The 20,737-nt window shown below is 48.6% G+C and carries 17 protein-coding genes; 10 read left to right on the top strand and 7 right to left on the bottom strand.

Annotated elements, in window-relative coordinates; all coding sequences use genetic code 11:
- From P2H89_RS31190 to P2H89_RS31175, 4 genes are all read right to left on the bottom strand, one after another.
- Nucleotides 1-747: an SDR family NAD(P)-dependent oxidoreductase gene (locus P2H89_RS31190; RefSeq protein ID WP_275834640.1), complete on the bottom strand. Its 747-nt coding sequence runs from the start codon at nucleotides 745-747 to the stop codon at nucleotides 1-3.
- Nucleotides 748-820: 73 nt separating this feature from the next.
- Nucleotides 821-1,423: a TetR/AcrR family transcriptional regulator gene (locus tag P2H89_RS31185; RefSeq protein WP_275834638.1), complete on the bottom strand. Its 603-nt coding sequence runs from the start codon at nucleotides 1,421-1,423 to the stop codon at nucleotides 821-823.
- Nucleotides 1,424-1,610: 187 nt separating this feature from the next.
- Entirely contained in the window at nucleotides 1,611-2,438 is an 828-nt protein-coding gene (locus P2H89_RS31180; protein ID WP_275834636.1) for an aminotransferase class IV, read from the bottom strand.
- 11 nt (nucleotides 2,439-2,449) lie between these two features.
- Entirely contained in the window at nucleotides 2,450-3,574 is a 1,125-nt protein-coding gene (locus P2H89_RS31175) for a P1 family peptidase (protein ID WP_275834634.1), read from the bottom strand.
- A gap of 143 nt (nucleotides 3,575-3,717) precedes the next feature.
- On the opposite strand from P2H89_RS31175, the gene P2H89_RS31170 reads away from it, so the two are divergent.
- Nucleotides 3,718-4,557, top strand: a complete 840-nt coding sequence (locus P2H89_RS31170; RefSeq protein WP_275834632.1) for an MBL fold metallo-hydrolase — start codon at nucleotides 3,718-3,720, stop codon at nucleotides 4,555-4,557.
- A gap of 248 nt (nucleotides 4,558-4,805) precedes the next feature.
- On the opposite strand, the gene P2H89_RS31165 is transcribed toward P2H89_RS31170, so the two are convergent.
- Entirely contained in the window at nucleotides 4,806-5,108 is a 303-nt protein-coding gene (locus tag P2H89_RS31165; protein ID WP_275834630.1) for a DUF4884 domain-containing protein, read from the bottom strand.
- Between the two features lie 235 nt (nucleotides 5,109-5,343).
- Between P2H89_RS31165 and P2H89_RS31160 the strand changes: the two genes are divergently transcribed.
- Genes P2H89_RS31160 through P2H89_RS31150 form a run of 3 tightly spaced genes read left to right on the top strand, consistent with a single transcriptional unit; the run spans nucleotide 5,344 to nucleotide 7,051 of the window.
- Nucleotides 5,344-6,273: a hypothetical protein gene (locus P2H89_RS31160; protein ID WP_275834628.1), complete on the top strand. Its 930-nt coding sequence runs from the start codon at nucleotides 5,344-5,346 to the stop codon at nucleotides 6,271-6,273.
- A 56-nt stretch (nucleotides 6,274-6,329) separates the two neighbouring features.
- Complete coding sequence (locus P2H89_RS31155; RefSeq protein WP_275834626.1) at nucleotides 6,330-6,452, top strand: hypothetical protein; 123 nt, start codon at nucleotides 6,330-6,332, stop codon at nucleotides 6,450-6,452.
- Between the two features lie 44 nt (nucleotides 6,453-6,496).
- A complete protein-coding gene (locus P2H89_RS31150; RefSeq protein WP_275834625.1) occupies nucleotides 6,497-7,051 on the top strand; it encodes a DUF1415 domain-containing protein in 555 nt (184 codons plus the stop codon).
- 3 nt (nucleotides 7,052-7,054) lie between these two features.
- Here P2H89_RS31150 and P2H89_RS31145 read toward each other — a convergent pair whose 3' ends face one another.
- On the bottom strand, nucleotides 7,055-7,942 hold the full coding sequence (locus P2H89_RS31145) for a diacylglycerol kinase family protein (RefSeq protein WP_275834623.1): 888 nt from the start codon (nucleotides 7,940-7,942) through the stop codon (nucleotides 7,055-7,057).
- Nucleotides 7,943-8,002: 60 nt separating this feature from the next.
- On the opposite strand from P2H89_RS31145, the gene P2H89_RS31140 reads away from it, so the two are divergent.
- The gene (locus P2H89_RS31140) at nucleotides 8,003-8,980 is read left to right on the top strand and encodes a phosphatase domain-containing protein (RefSeq protein ID WP_275834621.1); all 978 of its coding nucleotides are present in this window, start codon (nucleotides 8,003-8,005) and stop codon (nucleotides 8,978-8,980) included.
- Here the strand turns inward: P2H89_RS31140 and P2H89_RS31135 are convergent.
- The gene (locus tag P2H89_RS31135) at nucleotides 8,971-11,400 is read right to left on the bottom strand and encodes an outer membrane beta-barrel protein (RefSeq protein WP_275835052.1); all 2,430 of its coding nucleotides are present in this window, start codon (nucleotides 11,398-11,400) and stop codon (nucleotides 8,971-8,973) included. The two genes, P2H89_RS31140 and P2H89_RS31135, sit on opposite strands and share 10 nt — an antisense overlap.
- 244 nt (nucleotides 11,401-11,644) lie before the next feature.
- On the opposite strand from P2H89_RS31135, the gene P2H89_RS31130 reads away from it, so the two are divergent.
- From P2H89_RS31130 to P2H89_RS31110, 5 genes are all read left to right on the top strand, one after another.
- Nucleotides 11,645-12,169: a DinB family protein gene (locus P2H89_RS31130; protein ID WP_275834619.1), complete on the top strand. Its 525-nt coding sequence runs from the start codon at nucleotides 11,645-11,647 to the stop codon at nucleotides 12,167-12,169.
- Nucleotides 12,170-12,226: 57 nt separating this feature from the next.
- On the top strand, nucleotides 12,227-13,273 hold the full coding sequence (locus tag P2H89_RS31125; protein ID WP_275834617.1) for a nucleoid-associated protein: 1,047 nt from the start codon (nucleotides 12,227-12,229) through the stop codon (nucleotides 13,271-13,273).
- A gap of 88 nt (nucleotides 13,274-13,361) precedes the next feature.
- Nucleotides 13,362-15,437: a hypothetical protein gene (locus P2H89_RS31120; protein ID WP_275834615.1), complete on the top strand. Its 2,076-nt coding sequence runs from the start codon at nucleotides 13,362-13,364 to the stop codon at nucleotides 15,435-15,437.
- An 80-nt stretch (nucleotides 15,438-15,517) separates the two neighbouring features.
- Entirely contained in the window at nucleotides 15,518-17,122 is a 1,605-nt protein-coding gene (locus P2H89_RS31115) for a DUF6377 domain-containing protein (RefSeq protein ID WP_275834613.1), read from the top strand.
- A 467-nt stretch (nucleotides 17,123-17,589) separates the two neighbouring features.
- Nucleotides 17,590-20,727 (top strand): TonB-dependent receptor, encoded by a 3,138-nt coding sequence (locus P2H89_RS31110; RefSeq protein WP_275834611.1) that lies wholly within the window; start codon nucleotides 17,590-17,592, stop codon nucleotides 20,725-20,727.
- The last annotated feature ends 10 nt before the right edge of the window (nucleotides 20,728-20,737 follow it).

Below are 20,737 nucleotides of genomic sequence, written 5' to 3'. Positions count from 1 at the left end.
TTATGGTAATTCGGCGTTCATCACCTCGAGTGCTTGTTGAGGGGAGGATAAATACAACTTATAGAAGTCGGCTGTACCGCCTACATGGATTTCATATTCATCATTTTTGAAAGCTGTGAACAGCGCATCGGCTACTGCCGAAGCCGGAATGCCCCTGCTACCGCCAATAGGTTCTGAGAACTCGGTGTCAACCAATGGAGGCATCAGTTCAAATACTTTGATATTGGTGTTTTTCAGTGCCAAACGCAGGGATTGGGAATAGGAATGGAGTGCTGCCTTGCTGGCGCCATAGGAAGAAAGCCTTTGAGAAGGTGCAAATGCCACGATAGAAGAAACATTCACGATCGCTGCTGCTGCTTGTTGTTTCAGGAGGGGGAGCAACAGTTCATTCAGCCGGATCACTGAAAGATAATTCGTGTGCAGTTCATCAGCTGCTTTGCTGTAAGCATCTACATTCGATTCGGACAGGCTATACAGGATCGCGCGGCCTGCGTTGTTGATCACTGCGTTCAGTTGAGGATGATCCTTTTTCAATTGCTCTACCAGCTTCACGACATCCGCTTCTTTCGATACATCCGAAACAATACCGGTAGCGTTCTTCAATTGAGCGAGCGCCTTTTCTAACCTTTCCGCATTGCGGCCGGTGATAATAACATGATTACCGGCTTCTGTAAGTTGTTTTGCAATGGCTAAACCAATACCAGCACTACCGCCGGTGATCAATACTGTGTTGTTACTGAGTTTCATCGTAAATGAATTTGTATAGTTTGTGTATTAAGATATATACCGTTCGGTATATGATAGTTCAAAAAAAAGGAGATTACTCCTGCGATATCGATTGTATCATCTCTTTGGCCGACTCGAGCACTGAATCCAGGTACGCTGGTTTATTGGTGGTTCTTCCCAGCAGTATCCCGCCTTCTACCAGGGCCATCAACGTCAAGGCGGTCTTTTCTGCGTTTACATCTTTCCTGAATTCTTTGGCTGCAATACCTGTTGTGATAATGCCTTCCAATTCTTTTCTGCAATCCGTGATGACCTTGTGTACTTTCCTGCGCAAAGCCTCGAAGGTGTCATCCGATTCCGTACCAGCATTTAAAATGGGGCAGCCGCCTGTGATGAAAGCCTTGTTGTTGGCGCTGTTGAAGGTGCCGATATAGGCCAGCAACTTTTCCTTGTTGGTCTTCGCCTTTTCCAGCGCTTGCTCCACGATCTTGTCGCGGCAGGCGATCGTATAATCGAAAACGGCCAGCGCCACTTCTTCTTTGTTCTCAAAATTGCCGTAAATACTCCCTTTGGTGAGTTTGGTAGCCTCGGTAAGATCGGTTAATGAAGTGCCTGCGTACCCTTTGGTATTAAATATGCCAGCGGTTGTTTCTATAATGAACTGGCGCGTCTCTTCAGATCGTGGCGTGAACTTCATGATGCAAATATACCGATCGGTATACGGCGAATCCAAATTTTAAGCGTACTATTTTATGAAAGATATGTTAAGGCTTTGCCGGGGAGGGGCCTTTAAGGACATAGGAGTTTGTGGATCAATATACTTACAGCCGGGAAAGATATCTGGTGGTTAAGCAGCTACTCCGTCTCTGGCTACGGTAACTGCTTTATTTATGGGTTAGAAGGGCAATCAATTGCAGCAGTTCGGCGCCCAGGCTGGATGTGATAGCACCGGGGCTACCGTTACCGATCAACTGATCATCTACCTGTACAACCGGCAATATGTTCTTGGTGGTGCTGGTAATAAAAGCTTCTTTGGCTTTGTATATATCCTCCAGTGATATGGCTTTTTCGGCTACTTTGTAGCGCGCACGTGCCAGTTGCAATACCTGCTTGCGGATTACGCCATGTAAGATATTATGGCTGGGGGTAACAAGCTCATCGTCCTTTGTTACGATGAAGAAGTTGGAGCGAGGGCACTCAGACACCCTATTGTCCTGGTGATATAGAACATCTTGTGCTTGCTGTGCCTTCACAAACGATTGAAGCCATACGGCCATCAGGTAATCGATACTCTTGGCGGCAGGTAGCTGGCGTTGATGGGGATAGGTAACCAGACGTATGCCGGTGTTGTGCAGGCCGGTATTGACCGGCAAGGTCTGCTGGGTGATGACGAGGTTCGGTGTGGCAATCGTATAGCCGTCTTCTGCATAACCGCCTGTAAGGGTAACGCGAATGCCGGAATCGGCCAATTGGTTTTTGGCCATCAGCCGGTCAAACAATTCTTTCAGCTCTTCCCTGGAATAAGGAACCGGTAATTGTAAGATGGAAGCCGATTGATAAAGACGATCAAGATGATCATCGAGAAAAAGTGGCTGGTGGTTGATCGCTTTAAAGAAATCAAATATGCCATAACCGCGCTGAATGGCAAGGTCATTTACACGTAAAGTAGCTTCGGTGGCTGGTAATAATTCTTTATTGACAATTGCGTACATCTTAACTGGAGTTAAAGGCGATTGAATTTTTTGAAAAGGGCTATGAGTTTATCAGCAGGCAAGGCTTCCACCGAATGACCGCGATAGCCCTTGGTGCTGGTAGCCATCAGTAAACTGTTGATGATGGCTTCTTCCGTAGCTTCTATGGCGCCCATAAACAGGGGCGACATGGCATCGTTGTGCAGGAAACTGAGGGTTTGCACGGGCGCCGTACTATTGTGAGGAACCCGGTTACCCGCTGCTGTGGAAAATGCAATGACATAGTCGCCGCTCCCGTTGGAGGCGATACCGCCTGTTTGAGCGAGGCCCATGAAAGCTCTCTTGGCCAGCCGTTGTAAATTACGTGCATCGATCGGGGCGTCTGTTGCCACTACGATCATGCAGGAACCATCTACGTTATTCAGCAATTGATCACTGAAACTGAATTTCCCCAGTTCCTTGCCTACCGGCACCCCATCTATCTCCAATACGCCGCCGAAATTGGTTTGCACCAGTACCCCCACGGTATAGCCTCCGAGACTGGCTGGCAGCTTTCTGGAGGACGTGCCGATCCCTCCCTTAAAACCGAAGCATACAGTGCCCGTTCCAGCACCAACGCAGCCTTCCTTTACGGCGCCTGTATCTGCCTTCCCGATGGCGTCCAGCACATCCTGTTTAGACACGTGCTGCCCGCGGATATCATTCAGCCATCCGTCGTTCGTTTCGCCCACCACGCCATTCACGGATTGCACATTTTCATTGCCCTTTTGACGCAGGGTATAGTCGATCAGTGCATTCATGCCAGTAGCTACACCCAAGGTATTGGTCAGTATGACGGGCGTTTCCAGGTTACCAAGTTCCTGTACCTGGGTAGTACCCGCAAGCTTGCCAAATCCGTTACCGGTATAGATCGCAGCCGGTACTTTTTGTTGGAAGATATTACCTTCGTAGGGCAGGATGGCGGTGACGCCTGTCCGTATAGAATCGCCTTTGACCAGCGTGGTGTGACCTACTCTGACGCCAGGCACATCCGTGATAGCATTCCATTTACCGGGCGTCATAACACCCGGGCGGATACCATAGTCGCGGGCTCTCTGCTGGGCGTCTGCAAAAAAGGCCCCCGAAAGCAAGACTATTGAGATGAGGAAACTACGCATAGGTTGACTGATGAGGTGAGTAAAATTAAGGAACAATACACCGCTACGTACATTGAATATTTGGCGTTCCTCATTGCTGGCGACGGAAAATACTTTCCCGACCAGTTGTGGTTGAGTTAAATGGTAACAGTAAACAATTGTCTATGTCATGGATCATCGATCAGCAGCACGTTAATAATATCTGCTCTACCTGCGGTACCCGCTATGCAAATGAAAGAAAACCTGGGGATATTTGTCCTATTTGCGAAGACGAGCGTCAATATGTGCTGGAAAGCGGACAGCACTGGACAAATTATGAAGCCATAGCGGCTCAGCACAATATACGGATCACCGAAAGGGCGCCCCGGCTTTATGATCTTCGGTTGGTGCCTGCTTTTTCCATCGGGCAAAGGGCTTTCCTGGTACAATCGGCCAGCGGTAATATTTTGTGGGATTGCCTTCCGCTGATAGACGAAACAACAGTGGCTTTTATCCGGGCAAAGGGTGGTTTAAAAGGTATTGCCATCTCGCATCCCCATTACTATAGCCTTATGGCCGTTTGGGCCCGTATCTTCGATTGTCCGGTGTACCTCCATGAGGCAGACCAGGAATGGATCATGGACAAGCGGGACCATATTCAATTGTGGGGCGGCCTGCAGCAGCCCCTTTGGGATGATTTAAAACTTGTGCATACACCGGGCCATTTCCCCGGCAGTGTAGTGTTGCATGCACCACACCACGGCTACGACGGAACGGTCCTTACCGGCGACAGTCTTTTTGTTAGCCGTGATCGAAAGCAGGTGAGTTTTATGTACAGTTTTCCGAACTATATCCCGTTGCCTGCTAAAGATGTACGGATCATCGATGAGCGGGTATCGCCGCTCGCCTTCGACAGCATGTATAGTGCATTCGATGGGTTGAATATTCAGGAGGGAGCTAAGGAGATTTATGAGCGTTCGGTCATTCGCTATCTGCAAGCTGTTGATCCGCAGTTTCGGCCGTAAGGAGCCTGGGATTACTCGCGGCAACAAACCGACTCAATTTGCCTGCTGCCTTGTTGCCTGCTACACTGCCCTTTAAGTTTACCGATCTCGTAACCGTTATTTCCTGCTTTCAGAAACACTTGTTCCGTTTGCCTTATACATTTGCTGCCGGATTAAGTACGAACTTCCTGTACCCTGGAAGCGAGCTTTAATGATTACAGAAAGCATTGAAAACGCACCAGGCATTCCTGGTGTGTTTTTGATTTGAATTAAGGGTGTTTCTGTTGGCCTGCAACCTGTTGATCAATCCTCACTGGAAGATCTTTCGCAAGGCGGGTGGTATTGGTCGTAGTAGTACTGTCAGTACGGGCGATCGCCTGTCCATTGCAATTCGTGAAATAAACATAATTTCCCTGATCATAGAACCGGTACACCTTGCATCCATCATGTTCGAACAGGTATTGAACGGTATACGTTCTGTTATTGTGGGAAGGCTTTGAATAGAGCGGTTCATGTATAGAACGGCAGGAAAAGAACGATAGCACACATAGAATAAGTATAAGTTGACGCATACGGATGGATTTTGCTTAAAGCTAATTGCCTCCGTCATAGCAAAGCGTTAAAGACCACAATTTTACATTTCCTTAAGTTTCAACTGGCTGAGTCCTTTTGCCTGGCGCCTTCACCACTACCTGCCGCACACTACAGCTCCTGTAGTCTCAATGCCCAACAATACCGGCAGATTATTTCAATCGCATTTCAACGGACTATTTTGGCATTGGTCGGGTGAAGCCCATCCGGTTGGCAATGGCAGCCTATCTTCCCACCAATCAATACCAGCTGATGATGAAAAAATGGAGTTTCCTGTTCTTCGCCTGTTGCACGTTACGGGCAGCCGCGCAATCCGATATCAGTCAATTGTCCGATGAATTCAGCGACCCGGCTACGCTAACCCAATGGAAGAAGTTTCATGAAGCGGAGGGTTTTCCAGACAAGATACAAGCGCTGCAAATTGCAGACGGGAAATTGCTCCTCGAACCCCGAGCCTCGGGCTGGTATGCGGATTATCAGGCGCCTTTTCTCTTTAAAACCCTCTCCGGAAACTTCGACGTAAGGACACGGATAAAGGTGAGCGGCCTCCAGGAAGAGCATCCTACCATCGATTGGTCGCTTGCTGGGTTGATGGTGCGACAGCCCAAACCTACCAACCGCGAAACCTGGCAACCGCGACAGGAGAATTGGTTATTTATTACTACTGGTGTTGCCGAACAAACCAACCTGCCTGTATTTGAAGTGAAGACCACCAGCAATAGCCTATCCAACCTTAAGCTGCGACCAGCCAAAACTGGTTGGGTGGAGCTGCGTATCATACGTCTTGAAGCGGCATTTATTCTGCTGGCGCGATACGATGGTCAACCCTGGCAAATTCTCGAGCGGTTTTACCGACCGGTAATGATGGGTCCACTGCAGGTAGGCATAAATGCTTATAGCTGCTGGAATGCGGTACCACCTTCCGTGAAAGGCGATCCCAGGGTATTCAATGAAACGGTGCTGGATATTCCTGCCGACCTGAAGCTGGAAGTTGACTACATACGCTACAAACGGCCAACCGTTGATCTGAACCAACTGCCCGGGTACAACCCTCAATTCGCCGGCTTGCTGTTCTATACGCCGGCCAATCTGCTTACGGATTATTCCATTTCCAATGAAGCCATATTGAAGCTGATAGGTGAGTAGTGGACAGTTGACAGGTGGCATGGTTTTTTAATCGGTCCTTCCTAAATCAACATACCATGAGAGATTGGCTACGAGGACTCATTGCCGGTTATGGAGCCTATAAGTGGGGAGGTGGCTGCCTGGGTACCATCATCGTTTTCGCGCTCATTTACTGGATATTAGGATGGGGCGGATGCTGATGAGCACCAGCAGTGGAAAACTATTTTACGATACCTTTGCGGCGATGGAATCAACTACCGAACAGGTTATCGGACAAACGCGTAAGTGGATCAAGGAAGTGGTCATTGCCTGCAATTTCTGCCCATTTGCCGCCCGTGAAGTAAAACGTGATAGCATTCATTACCAGGTTGAATGGAGCCCTACTGTAGAAACGGCACTTTCCGTGTTGCAGCAGGAATGTAAACGGCTCGACGATCGGCCCGACGTTGAAACCATTCTCATCATATTCCCGGATACCTTCCAGGATTTCTATCAGTATCTCGATCTTGTTGGGATGGCAGAGCATCTCCTTAAGAGGAAGGGTTATGTAGGAACCTACCAGGTGGCCAGTTTTCATCCACAGTATCGTTTTTCAGGCGCTCCGGCCGATGATGCCGCCAATTTTACCAACCGTTCAGTATATCCTATGCTGCATTTGCTGCGTGAAGCAAGCATTGAAGCAGCGCTCAGGAAATATCCCGATCCGGATAGTATACCCGCCAGTAATATAGAATTTGCCCGAAATAAGGGATTTACCTACATGAAGATGTTGAGGGATACTTGTTTGCAAGCCGATTGATGGCTAGTTGTTTTCTACCGGAACAATAATGCTCAACGCATGAGGCTCTATGGCTGCTTCAACGGCGTTTACTTTTCCAAGGTATTCCCCATCCACCTGGAAATGGGTTTTATGGCGTGATTGCACAGTTACTGATCTGGTCTTGAACAGCTCAGTTTTGGAAGGATCGTAAGGTTTGTGAGATACCATCATTTTGAAGAGCTCCCCAATAGCAATTTTGCGGAGTACCACGATCTCAAAAAAGCCGTCATTCAATTTGCCTTCAGGGTTTATCACCGCTCCTGTACCATAGCGGCTTGCATTGGCCAGAACTATCATGGAAGCCGCCCGTTTTACGAACTGGTTATCTGTTTCAATTTTTACCTGCATTTTGCGGTTGCGCCACAGCACATACCAGGCAGCTTTGATATATCCCCACATGCCCCGGCGGTTCATCGATTCGAAGGTTTTGATCACAAAAGCGTTGAAGCCGATATCGGACAAATGGATGCATAACTCCCCATTTATGCGGATAGCGTCGATCCGCGTCACCAGGCCCTCGGTCGCTACTTCCAGCGCGGCAGTTGTTTCAGTAGGAATTCCAAGCTCACGGGCCATTCCATTGGCCGATCCTGCAGGCACTATGCCCATGGGAATGCCTGTACCGGCCAATACATCGGCCACTAGTTTTACTGTCCCATCACCTCCTACAGCAACAATCCTGTTGGCACCACTGGCATCAATTTTTTGTTTGATCTCTGCAGGTTGGCAATGGTCGGGGAGTTCAAATACTTCCGCCGTATGTAACAGATCCCTGTAAAATTGCCCGATCACCGAGCGCCAGTTGACCGAATTGGTGCCGGATCGATGATTTACAATAAATAGTAGTTTTATGATACGGGGTGCCTCCATACCAGCAGTTATGCAAATATGTTACCACAACTATCAGGAGCCGGCAGTAAATGTTCTTGCATGGGGCAGATAAACGTTAAAGTATACGATGGATATGGCCACACGCACAACCTGGTGGTCTTTGGCCACGTGTTTGGCAGCCGGCCGGCTGTGCAACATCAATTCACCAACCGCTTGCTGGTCAACATCATCCATTTGCTCAAACTTTTTTTCGTGCAACCAGTGCCCCGGGCCAACCTGCGGCTTCACTGGCGCGGGCAGGTAATGGAAACCCGGTCTGAGGATGATGGCTTCTTTAAATTTGAGTGGCAGTCGGCGCAGGAGGTATCGGCTGGGTGGCATCCCGTAACCGTTGAATACATTGATGAAAATGGCCGGTCAGCAGCAAGTGGCGATGGAATGATCTATGTTCCCCACTCAACTCAGTACGTATTCATTTCCGATATCGATGATACCGTTATGGTGTCGTATTCGGCCACTAAATTCAGAAGATTAAAGGAATTATTGACACGCAACCCGCATACCCGCCAGCAGTTTGAAAAAGTGGCAGACTGGTACCGGCAACTGGCCTATGCGCATACCGCTGAAGCGACCCCCAATCCATTTTTCTATGTATCGAGCAGTGAATGGAACCTGTTCGATTATCTGCAGGAGTTTTTTGTATTCAATAAATTGCCAAAGGGAATATTTTTATTGAACCAGGTAAAGCGATGGTTTCAGTTATTTCAAACCGGCAAAACCAAACATGCTGGAAAGATCCTCCGTATTGTCCGCATAATTGAAGTATTTCCCAGGCAACAGTTTGTGCTGATCGGCGATAACTCCCAGCATGATCCGGATATTTATACGACCATCGCCGCCAAACACCCGGAAAAAATATTCGCGATCTATATTCGTAATATAAACGCAGATCAGGAAGCACATACCCGTAAAACACTGGCGCTGGCAAGCGATGTCGGTATACATACCTGTCTGTTTAAATATAGTGACGAGGCGGCTGCACATGGTCGCACCATTGGCCTCATTGATCAGTTTTGACCTACCCGTTCTTTGATCTCGTCGGAAGCGCTGCCTGCTTTACGTCCATTGCTTTTCAAGGGCTTCCCGAATCGCCAGGTAAATGCAACAGTGGCGACACGCGAATCGCGCGTAAGCTTGAAGTATTCCCTGGATTGCTGGAAATCCGTCCAGCCTGCCATTATTTGCGTGTAGAAGATGTCGCGGACACTCAGCTTAACGGTGGCCTTGTTCTTGAATAGTTGTTTGGAGATACCTGCTGCCAATTGCCCGGCCGGGTCCAGTACTTCCTGCAGGTCATTTTGTGCTTTTGTAATATAGTATCCCGATAACTCTGCACTCCAGCCTTTTATGAACTTGAATTGGTTATTGACGTTGAAGTACAGCTGTGTGATGGAAGACCTGATTGGGTTCACCACCACGCCTTCGATCTTTTTGTGGTTCAGGTTGGCCTGCATGGTAACAGACCACCAGGAAGCCGGTGACAGCTGTGAACTTACCGATAGGCCAATGTTCACCATCCTGCCCAGGTTGCCCTCGGTATAAATGATCAGGTTATTGGAGTCTGAATAAAAGATCTGGGAGAAATAGTCTTTGGTAACACTGTAGGAGAGTGTTGTCATCAACTGTTGCTTATACATGTGGCTGAACTCGAAGTTCCAGGTGAATTGCGGACGGAAATAGGGGTTGCCCGTTTGGTACGTGTATTTATTAATTACGAATACAAAGGGGTTTAATTTTTGGAAGGCAGGCCTGTCGATCCTTCTGCCGGCACTCAGGCTGAAGCTATGGGAACTGTCGGCCTGATAGCTGGCAAAACCGGTCGGAAACAAGCTGCTGTATTGACGGGAGAACGAAGAATCTTTTCTGGTAGGGTTGCCAAGCTGATCGGCGTCGTAGGCCGTATGTTCAAAGCGAAGCCCGCCCTGCAGGCTCCATTTGCCGGTTTCGAATTGCGAGTTACCATATAGTGCATGGATCGTTTCTGCATACAGAAAATGGTTGGTTTTGTCATAGTCCGGCTTCCAGGTATTGTTGTTGAAGGTCTCATACCGGGCCAGGTTATCCGTTTTCACATACGAGGATTTCCAACCCGTTTCCACTTTGGCATGTTTCCCGATTGACTGGGCATAATCGGCTTTACCGGAATAGATGTGTAAGGTAGAAGGCAGATCACCCCGCAGCCCATCTACATAATTATTATTGCCAGTCAGGGTATTTTGATAAAACTGATAGTTCTCAATATCATAGGCGAGATAGTCGAAGTCGGCGCTTAGTTCTTTACCTGCCGAAAATGTATGGCGCGCATTGAAATTCAATCCCAGGTTATTCCAATTGCTTTTGTTGTCGCTGGCGGTAACGATGAGCGAGTCGGCATGGTCGTTATTGTTGATCCACTCTCCATAGCTATTCCCGAACGTTTTTCTGCGCGAACCCAATCCGGCAACCGACGCACCCAGGGTAGTTTTTTTACCGAGGTAATAGTCGATACCTGTTTTGAAATTCTGAGCCACTACCGGGCTTACAATGGAGGTGGGCTGTTCAAAGCGATTGGTAACGGTGCTGTTGTCGGCTTTGTAATACCAGCGGTAAGCATAGATATCGGTAAAGCTCTTATTAATATTGGTGCTGTAATTCAGGTAAAGGTTGAAATTGCCATCGCGAAAGTTCAATAAAAGACTGTTGTTGCTCTTGTAGTAGGTGCCCTGGCCGTAGGCAAGGTTGAGCGTACCGTTGAATCCTTTTACTTTGTTCTTCTTCGTTTTGATGTTGATGATGCCGGTGCTGCCGGCTGCATCGTATTTGGCAGAAGGATTGGTCATGATCTCGATCTGCTCCAGTTGAGAGGCACTCAACCCATTGAGGTAACTGGCCAGGTCGGCAGCCGGTAAAAAGGTTTGTTTACCATCCATCAGGATCAGGACATTGGCTTTGCCTTTCAAGCTGATGGTGCCATTTCGATCTACTGTAACGCCCGGCGATTTTTCCAGCACTTCCAGCGCGGTGGCGCCCACATTGGTTACCGCGGCATCCACATTAACGACCGTTTTATCGGGCCTCAGTTCAATGAGTGGTTTGCGCGCTACGACGGTTACACCCGATAGCAAGGTGGCACTTCTCGTTAATTGTATGGGAGCAGTGGTGTGCGAAGCTGTCAAAGCAGGTAATAGAACCCATCGTTGTACAAAGCCGGTAGCAGAGAACGACAGCAGGTATTGGCCGGGCAGCATGTCTTCAAAAGCAAATTGACCGGTATTGTCGGTGCTCGTCAATTTAACGGTAGAAGAATCCGAAGCCTTCAGTAATAGGGCGGTAACAGCGGGAAGTTGCTGACCCAGACTATCAGTAACGGAACCGGAAATTCTTAGGCGGGCGGACTGGGCGCAGAGTAAAGCACAGGTCAAAATAGATAATACGGTCAGGAGGCATTTATTCCACATCACAAAGCTGTCTGTTTTGGTATTGGGTTGGCCTAAATGTCGGTCCTTTTTGCCGCAAACGGGCCCCTTCCGCATTAAATTGGGACAAACGGTAGGGAATAGCAGAAGAACCGGTATTTTTTTACACCGAAGGGCTTAAAAGCACGTCTCAGTTGCCATTTGCAATGGTTGATCTTACCGCTAAAAAGCTACGGGATTGGCTGCAACAGGTATGCCTTTCGATATTTTGTAAATTGCCTTCACTATGACAGCACCCACACCATTGCCCGAAGTTTGGCTGCGTGGCCCGCTGCGCGACGTGCCTGCTCTACTGCAGCCAGTTGCCCACGCGCTCCTGCAGGCTCAGGAAGAAATACATGCCATGTTGCTCGATTTCCCGGCATCGTTGCTGTGGCAGCAGCCGGAAGGTGTCGCTTCTCCGGGTTTTCACCTGCAGCATATGGCCGGTGTACTCGACAGGCTTTTCACGTATGCCGCCGGCAACCTGCTCACCGATCAGCAGCTGCAATACCTTGCTGGAGAAGGCAAGCCTGGCGAGGGCCATAGTCCTGATCAATTGCTCGAACGGCTTGATGCAGCTATTTCGCAAGCCATCGAACGCCTCCAACAAACGGATTCGTCCACCCTTACGGAAACAAGGGGAGTGGGGCGCAAGCAAGTGCCATCGACCGTATTGGGTCTGCTTTTCCATGCCGCCGAGCACACCATGCGGCATACCGGCCAGCTGCTGGTTACTGTGCAGGTGCTCAAAGGCCGCGAAGGTGTATAAATCACCCCCGATAAAACCTGCCTACCCCTTATCTTCGCCGCCTGAAAAAAACGGACAATGACTGGACTTGATGATGTAGCGCTTCAAAAAGTGATGGTGCATAAAGTGGGTAATCCCTCCAGGGGCGAAGAATTAAAGCTGTCGGAGAACCCGCTTACCCTGAATGATGAGATTGTACAGAAGCTGCTCACCAAATACTTTCTCGGCGCCTTCAATGAAAATGAGCTTTTTCATTTTACGCACCTCAGCGATATCGAATTGAATGAGGTCTATAATTATGTAAGGACCATCTTTGATGATACCACCACCTTCGTACCCCAGGCTGCTCTGCTGGCGCAGTTCCTGTACAGCAAATCGACCCATGCCAAGGTAAAGGAAGGGGAGCTGTATGTGGTGCTTTTTGACCGGGTGTTATTCGAAAAAGAACACGTTCGTGCCGTTGGAATCTTTAAATCCGAAACCAAGGAAACATTCCTTAAAGTATTTCAACACGGCAAAAGCTGGGAAGTGATCCACGAAGAAGGCATCAATATCAATAAGCTCGATAAGGGCTGCCTTATTTTCAACACCAATACCATAGATGGCTACAAAGTTTGCGTGGTCGACAGCACCAATAAGCAAAACGATACGCAGTATTGGGTCACCGACTTCCTCCAGGTAACTCCCTATGCAGATAGCTACCACCATACCGATAAGTATCTAAGCCTGTGCAAAAGTTTTGTGACGAATGAATATGCAGAAAAGTTCGATGTCAGTAAAAGTGATCAGATCGACATGCTGAACCGTTCGATGGATTACTTTAAGACCAAAGAACAATTCAACCTGCAGGAGTTTGCTGAAGAGGTGATCCACCACCCCGAGGTGGTAGACACCTTTATGGAGTACAAGAAGAATTTTGAAAGTGCAAAGAATTTTGAAATAGAAGACGAGTTCGATATCCACCTCTCAGCCGTTAAAAAGCAGCAAAAGGTTTTCAAAACCGTACTCAAGCTCGACCGCAACTTCCATATTTACATCCATGGCCGCCGCGATCTCATCGAGCGCGGAGTGGATGAAATGACGGGCAAGAAGTATTACAAGATATTCTACGATGAAGAGACATAGGTAAAGTCCACCAAAGCTGTCGTATATTATGATTGTTCAGTTGACATGAATGAATTATCTTCATTCCCGCACCTGTAAGCGCAGCTATATGAAGAAATTTACCCTTATCGTCTTGCTATTTACTGTTGGTATTTCCCAGGCTCAGCTGCCTGTAGACCTATCCGGACTGCAAAAGAGCAGTGGAACGGTCGTTACCACCCGCAATAATGTGTTGGATATTCAATGGCCGGCGGGCGGTACAGAAAAAGCAAAAATGCAGCTCAGCCTCGACCAGCAGCAACCCCTGTTCCAAAGTATTCAGCTTAGCAGTCAGGGCGCCTGGCGTGAAATAGCCGCCGGACTCGATCCTGCCTTTATACTGACCATCGGCAAGCGCGACCTCGTTTCCCAGAATGGATGGAATATTTTCTTTGACCGGGTACCCACCAAGCCATACGAATCATATCCTGTAGTATTTGAAAAACGCGATGCGCGGATCATCAGCCACGAAGGGAGAACGCAGATCATCATTGGCCAGGTAAAGGCTTCCACTTTTACCGGAAACATCGAGATCACCCTGTATAAAGGAAGTCCTTTGTTCAATGTGGCGGCAGTAATGTCTACACCGGTCGATTCAACGGCGATCCTGTATGATGGCGGACTCGTTTCCAAAAAGCAATTGTGGAATAAAGTAAACTGGTCGGATGTAGACAACAATTTGCGCACCATCGTGCCAGTAGCTACTGCACCAGCTAAAAACCAGGAAGTAAAATACAGAACCATCATTGGAACCGGAAAACAAGGCAACCTGGCATTGTTTCCTGCACCCCATCAATACTTCTATCCGCTCGATGAAGCCTTCAACCTGAAGTTTACCTGGCATGGCAGCGGTTATCGTAACATGATCGAAGGGTTTGGTATCGGTATCCGGCAGGATCTACAGGGCGATCGCCGCTTTGTACCCTGGTTCAATGCACCACCGGGTACGCAGCAGCGACTCAATTTCTTTTGTCTGCTCAGTACAAAAGATGCCGGCTATGCATTAACTGCTGTAAAACGATTCACCCATAATGATCAGTATCCTGAAATGGCTGGGTACAAAACCATGAGCAGCCACTTTCACATAGAGCATGTACAGGATGTGTTGGGTAACAAACCCATTCCCGAAACGCCCAATTTTGTAAAAGTATTCAAGCAAACGGGGGTAGACATTGTGCACCTCGGCGAGTTTCATGGACCTGGACACCCCAAGGGGCCCGCGGCCGATCGGTTGCACGAACTACATACCCTCTTCGAAGAGTGTGAGCGCCTGTCAGATACCAGTTTTCTCCTGTTGCCCGGCGAAGAGCCTAACAATTTCCTGGGTGGGCATTGGATGAACTTTTTTCCCAGACCGGTTTACTGGATCATGTCGCGCAAGCCCGAAGAGCCATTCGAGCAGCAGGATCCTACGTATGGTAAAGTGTACCGTATTGCCGACAAAGAAGAAATGCTGAAACTTTTGCAACAGGAGAACGGCTTGGCCTGGACCGCCCATGCGCGCACTAAGGGTTCTACCGGCTACCCCGATAAATACAAAGATGAAACCTTCTTCAAATCCGATCGCTTTTTCGGCGCAGCCTGGAAGGCCATGCCCGCCGATCTTTCGCAGCCCTTCCTCGGCAATCGCCGTATCCTCGACCTGATGGATGATATGGCCAACTGGGGGCATCGCAAACACGTGATCGCAGAAGCCGACCTTTTCAAGATTGAACCTCATTTTGAAGTGTATGCACACCTTAATGTAAACTACCTGCAGCTGGATAAGATACCTACCTTCAAGGATGGCTGGCAACCAGTGTTGGATGCCATGCAGCAGGGAAAATATTTCGTTACTACCGGCGAGATACTGTTACCTGCCTTTACGGTGAATGGCAAACGGGCGGGCGAAACGGCCACCTTGCGCCAGGGAAAAGACGAAGTATCCATCGAGGTTAACTGGACCTTCCCGCTTCGTTACCTGGATATCGTATCGGGCGACGGTAACAAAACCTATCGTGAACATATCGATCTCTCCAATACGGAAGCCTTTGGCAAGAAGAAGTTCAGCTTCCCTTTATCGCTTGCCAACCGGAAATGGGTACGCGTGGAAGTGTGGGATGAGGCAGCCAACGGAGCCTTTACACAGATGGTATGGCTTGAGTAAGGGTAAGTCCTGATATTTTGGTTATTTTATCGTTGTTTCAGAAAAATACCCGAAGTTTACCCGTAACCTTATTGGCATTTATGAAGTTTAGGATCGTTTGTATTGTACTGCTTGTAATCAATAGTGCTGCCCGGGGGCAAAAGAAAACAGACAGCCTGCTCACCGCCCTGAACAATGCCATAGAAACTTCAGCAGGTTACGACCAGGCCAAAGTACAGGGCATTCAGCAATTAAAGCAACTTACCGATCGGCTTCCAGCCGTCGATCTTACTGCCCGGTTCTCCATGTACCAGCAGCTGTATGAGGAATACAAAATATTCAATTACGATTCCGCTTATAATTATGCGCGCAAATTGCAGCAAACAGCAGCTGCCCTGCAAGACCCCGTGCGGAACGACCTGGCAAGGATGAAGATGGGATTTATCCTCCTTTCTTCCGGTATGTTTAAAGAAGCTTACGATTCGCTGCAAAACATCCGGCTTCCGCTGTTTCCCGATAGTTTGAAAGCCGAATACCATTGCCTGATGGCCCGGTATTACTATGACCTGGCCGACTATGACAATGATCAGTACCATACGCCCGGTTACAATGCCAGGGGAACCCAATACCTCGATTCGGCCCTTCAATACTTTCCGGCACAATCGTTCAACTATAATTACTATAGTGGGCTTAAGAACATCCGCAACGGCAGGCGGGAAGATGCCGCCATCTATTTCCAGAAGTTGATGAGCGATACGGCACTTACGCATCACGAACTGGCGCTCACCGCCTCTACGCTCAGTGATAATTATATACAGAGCGGACAAACCGATACCGCCATCCGGCTCCTCATCCAGGCGGCGATTGCAGATATCAAATCCTCCACCAAAGAAACCGCTGCTATTTTTAACCTGGCCTCTCTTTTATTCAAACAAGGCGACCTGCAAAGCGCCTCCACTTATATTGAAAAAGCATTGAACGATGCTTTCTCGTATGGCGCCCGCCAGCGAAAGATCCAGGTAAGCGCGATACTGCCGCTGATTGAGGCCGAAAAGGTGAACCGCGTGGAGAGTGAGAAACGTACGCTGATCACCTATGCAGCGATTGTCACCCTGCTCGTGATCGCGCTGGTTGTATTAATAATTATCATATTCCGTCAATTGCGGAAGCTCAAGGTGGCCCAGCAGATCATCACCGAAGCCAATATCAAACAGCAGGAGATCAATAACAAGCTCTTAGAGGCCAATAAGTTCAAGGATGAATATATAGGATACTTTTTTAATGGTAACTCCGAGTTCTATGCTAAAATGGAAAAGTTCAAAAAGAACCTCGAGGTTAAAGTGGCCGACCGCAAACTGGAAGAAATACGCCTGCTGGCCAACACCATTAATATAAAGAAAGAGAAGGAGGAGCTACTCGGCAACTTCGACCGCATCTTCCTCAAATTGTTTCCTCACTTTATAGAAGAATTTAATACGCTGTTTGCTCCGGAAAACCAGATCCAATTAAAAGAGAACGAACTGCTCAATACCGATCTCCGCATATTTGCACTCATCCGCATGGGGCTCCACGACAGTGAAAAGATCGCCCGCATCCTCGAATATTCTGTTAACACCATCAACACGTACAAAACCAAGATCAAGAACAAATCGATCGTTCCCAACGACGAATTTGAACACCGCATCATGGACATCAAAAGTATCTGACCCGGATCGGCTGTTACTTCCCGATAACCATAACGGACCTCACGGCGCACAGCGCGGAAACTACCAGAAATGGTCACCCCATGTCATCACTAAGGCCGGATATCAGGCCAAAAACACCCTCAAGTTTATTATATAGTAAATTGTGCAATATTAATGTATTTGTCTGATAGACAATCTGTAATGATAACCTAAAACCTTATTTCGACCAATATTTCTTATACTTTACCTATATAAGTTGGAACCGCTTTCACTCACCTGTTTCTTTGATATCCTGAATTGCCGGAACCATGTCTGGCTTTAGAAAATCTGACGATGTAAATCCATAATTCGCTTGTGTATGATCCACTGTTTCCACCACGGCAACCGGCCGACTGCCGGCTATTGGCCAGCCTCAGATTTGTTGGGCAGGTACATTATCATCCTGCTGTTTCCCAAACTTTTTTATCCCAAACTATTAACCAACTGCCATGCAAACAAAACGATTGCTTAAGCAACTCGCGTGCTGCTTGCTTTTCTTGTTGACCCTCCAGGTTGTCCGGGCACAGGATAAAACCATTACCGGCACCATTACCGACGAAAAGAATAATCCCCTCTCCGGCGCCTCGGTGTCGGTGAAAGGGGCCAAAACCGGCGTAAGCACCGATGTGTTGGGCGGCTTCCGGATCTCTGTTCCTGCCAAAGCCACCGCCCTCGTGGTATCATATGTGGGCTATCAGCCAACCGAAGTCAGCATAGAAAACAAGGCAATAGTGTCGCTGGCCTTGCAGCCCTCTGTAAAGTCAATCGATGCGGTTGTTGTGGTGGGTTACGGTACTCAGCGCCGTAAAGACGTTACCGGCTCCGTATCTTCTGTTTCCGGAACGCAGATCAAGAACCTTCCGGTTACCAATGTAACCGAAGCCCTGCAGGGTAGGGCAGCTGGTGTGGAGGTGATCAAGAACACGGGCCAGCCCGATGCGCAACCTACAATCATCATCCGCGGCCTTTCATCGTTGCACCAGCCAGGGCCACTCTACATCGTAGACGGTATCCGCGTACCCGGCGATAACATCAACGTACAGGATATTGCCACCATCGACATCCTGAAAGATGCGAGTGCTACAGCTATCTACGGTTCGGCAGCAGCAGGTGGGGTAATCGTCATTACCACCAAAAAGGGGAGCGGCGCCAAACCCACCATCAATTTCAATGCACGCTTCGGCGTCACCAAGCCCAAAGTGATCACCCTGCTCAACAAGGCCGATTACATCAAGCTGGAAAATATCCTCCATCCAAACTATTTTAAAAATGCCACACAAACCGATACACTCGCCGATACCGATTGGACGGATGTGCTGTACCGCGATGGCTCCGAGCAAAACTATAATCTCTCTGTATCGGGTTCCTCACCCGTTATGAATTACCTCTTCTCCGGCTTCTACAACAAGCAGGAAGGTATTTATATCAAGAATTTTTCCAATATCGGTGGCGCCCGCATCAATACCGATTATAAACTGGGTAAGTTCCTGAAGATCGGCGAGCAGCTGGCTGTATCCAGGAGGAAAACATCACCCCTGGGCCAGGTAGAGTCGCAATTGAAGATCGCTCCCTTCCGTTCGCTGCCCATCATTCCCCTATATGAAAAAGATGGCAGGATCGGCATTGTGCCTCCCGGCTATGGTATCAATTTCGGTGGCCCCAACCCTTTTGGTGTAGTTAACTCTGCCGAGATCCAGAACTTTAAGAATAATATCCAGGGTAATGTGTATGCAGAAGTAAAGCTGCCTTTCCACCTTACCTTCCGCACGAATATCGGTTACAACTACTATGATGAGTCGCAGGACTACTTCCAGGACAATCCCAACTTTGGTCCCGGCACGCCCACGACCAACTCGCTCACCAAAATGAGCATCCGCAGCAGCCAGTTGCTCACCAACTACCTGCTTACTTACGACCAGTCCTTTGGTAACCACAATATCAATGCAGTGGGAGGCTTTGAACAGATCGTTTCCAAATGGAACAACCTAAGCACCACGATGAGTGCAGTAGGGCTTCCCGGTTTCTCTTTTGTGCAAACATCCAATTCGGCGATCAGCACAGTTGGTAAGAACGACCCCAACGGATTGGTGAAATCCTTCTTCGGCCGGGTGAACTATAACTACGATGGCCGTTACTATATCTCCGGCTCTTTGCGTGAGGATGCCAACTTCACCGTGTTTGGGCCCAATATGCAACGCGGAACTTTTGGCGCCGTATCCGGTGGCTGGAACATCAGCGATGAAGCGTTTTTTAAACAAAGTGTACCCTTCATCGATGTGCTGAAGGTGCGCGGGAGCTACGGTACCTTGGGCAACAGCAATATTCCCCCTTATTATTACCTGGCTTCCTATGCACAGTTTCAGGGCACGAGTGGTATTGCCAACGGCGGACAAAACTTTGCCCCCGGCTCACCATTGGTGATCGCCAACTCGATCAATGCCATACCCAACCCCGATCTGCACTGGGAAACAGTGTATGAAACCAACGTGGGTGTTGATGGAGAGTTGCTCGATGGCAAACTGTACTTCACCGCAGAGTGGTACAATAAGAAAACAAAAGACATGTTGTATGCGCTGCCCCTGCCCAACAGCTCCGGTTATATTTCCCCGTATTTCGTGAACATCGGACAGGTGAGCAGCAAGGGTGTGGACCTGTTGCTGGGCTATAAAGACAAGAAAGGCGATTTTAGCTACGATGTAAGTGTAAGTGCAGGCTTCAACAGGAACAAGGTACTTGACCTCAACGGCATCACCAACGACGCCTTGTACGATGGCCGCAACTATTTCAATAACCTCGACCAGAGTGGTTACAACCTGATGGGTACGGCGCCCCTCACCATCACCAAAGCCAATATGCCTTTTGGCTCATTCTATGGCTACAAAGTGCTGGGTATCTTTAAAACGGATGCAGATGCTGCCAGTCAGAAAGTGAATGGCAATACCGCCCATGCCGGCGACCTACACTTCGAAGACCTCGATAAAGACGGTAAGATCACAGCCGCCGATCGCCAGGTACTCGGAAACCCCAACCCCAAACTGGTTTATGGCGCCAACATTCGTCTCGGCTGGAAAGGTGTCGATGTAGCCATGCTCTTCAATGGAGTGGCAGGTGTTGACCTTTTCAATGGCGTGAAAGCCTATGAGCAATTCCGTTTCTCGGATGGCAACACCACCACGAAGATCTTCAATGCTTCCTTCTTCGGCGCCAACGGGCTCACCGATCAGCCTCGGGTTACGGCTCCCGATGGAACGCTTGATCCCAATGGTAATTACACCTCGGTAAACAGCTATTTCGTGGAGAATGGCAGCTACCTCAAACTGAAGAACCTGCAGATAGGATATTCATTCACCAACGATATACTGCGTAAGGTAGGTATCCAAAGTGCCCGCGTATTCGGCATGGCCAATAACCTGTTTGTGATCACCAAATACAGTGGTAAAGATCCGGAGATCGCCAGTAGCTACTCCATCCAGTCGGCAGCAGGTTTTGTAGGTACCACCGTTGGGGTAACCACCAGGGGCGTAGACGCGGTACCACAATATCCGCAAAACAGGATCTTCTCACTCGGCTTTGATCTTACATTTTAATGATCCCAAA

Origin of the sequence: Paraflavitalea sp. CAU 1676 (assembly GCF_029223285.1) — a bacterium.
Taxonomy (GTDB): domain Bacteria; phylum Bacteroidota; class Bacteroidia; order Chitinophagales; family Chitinophagaceae; genus Paraflavitalea.
This window is presented reverse-complemented; position numbering and strand designations above follow the sequence as displayed.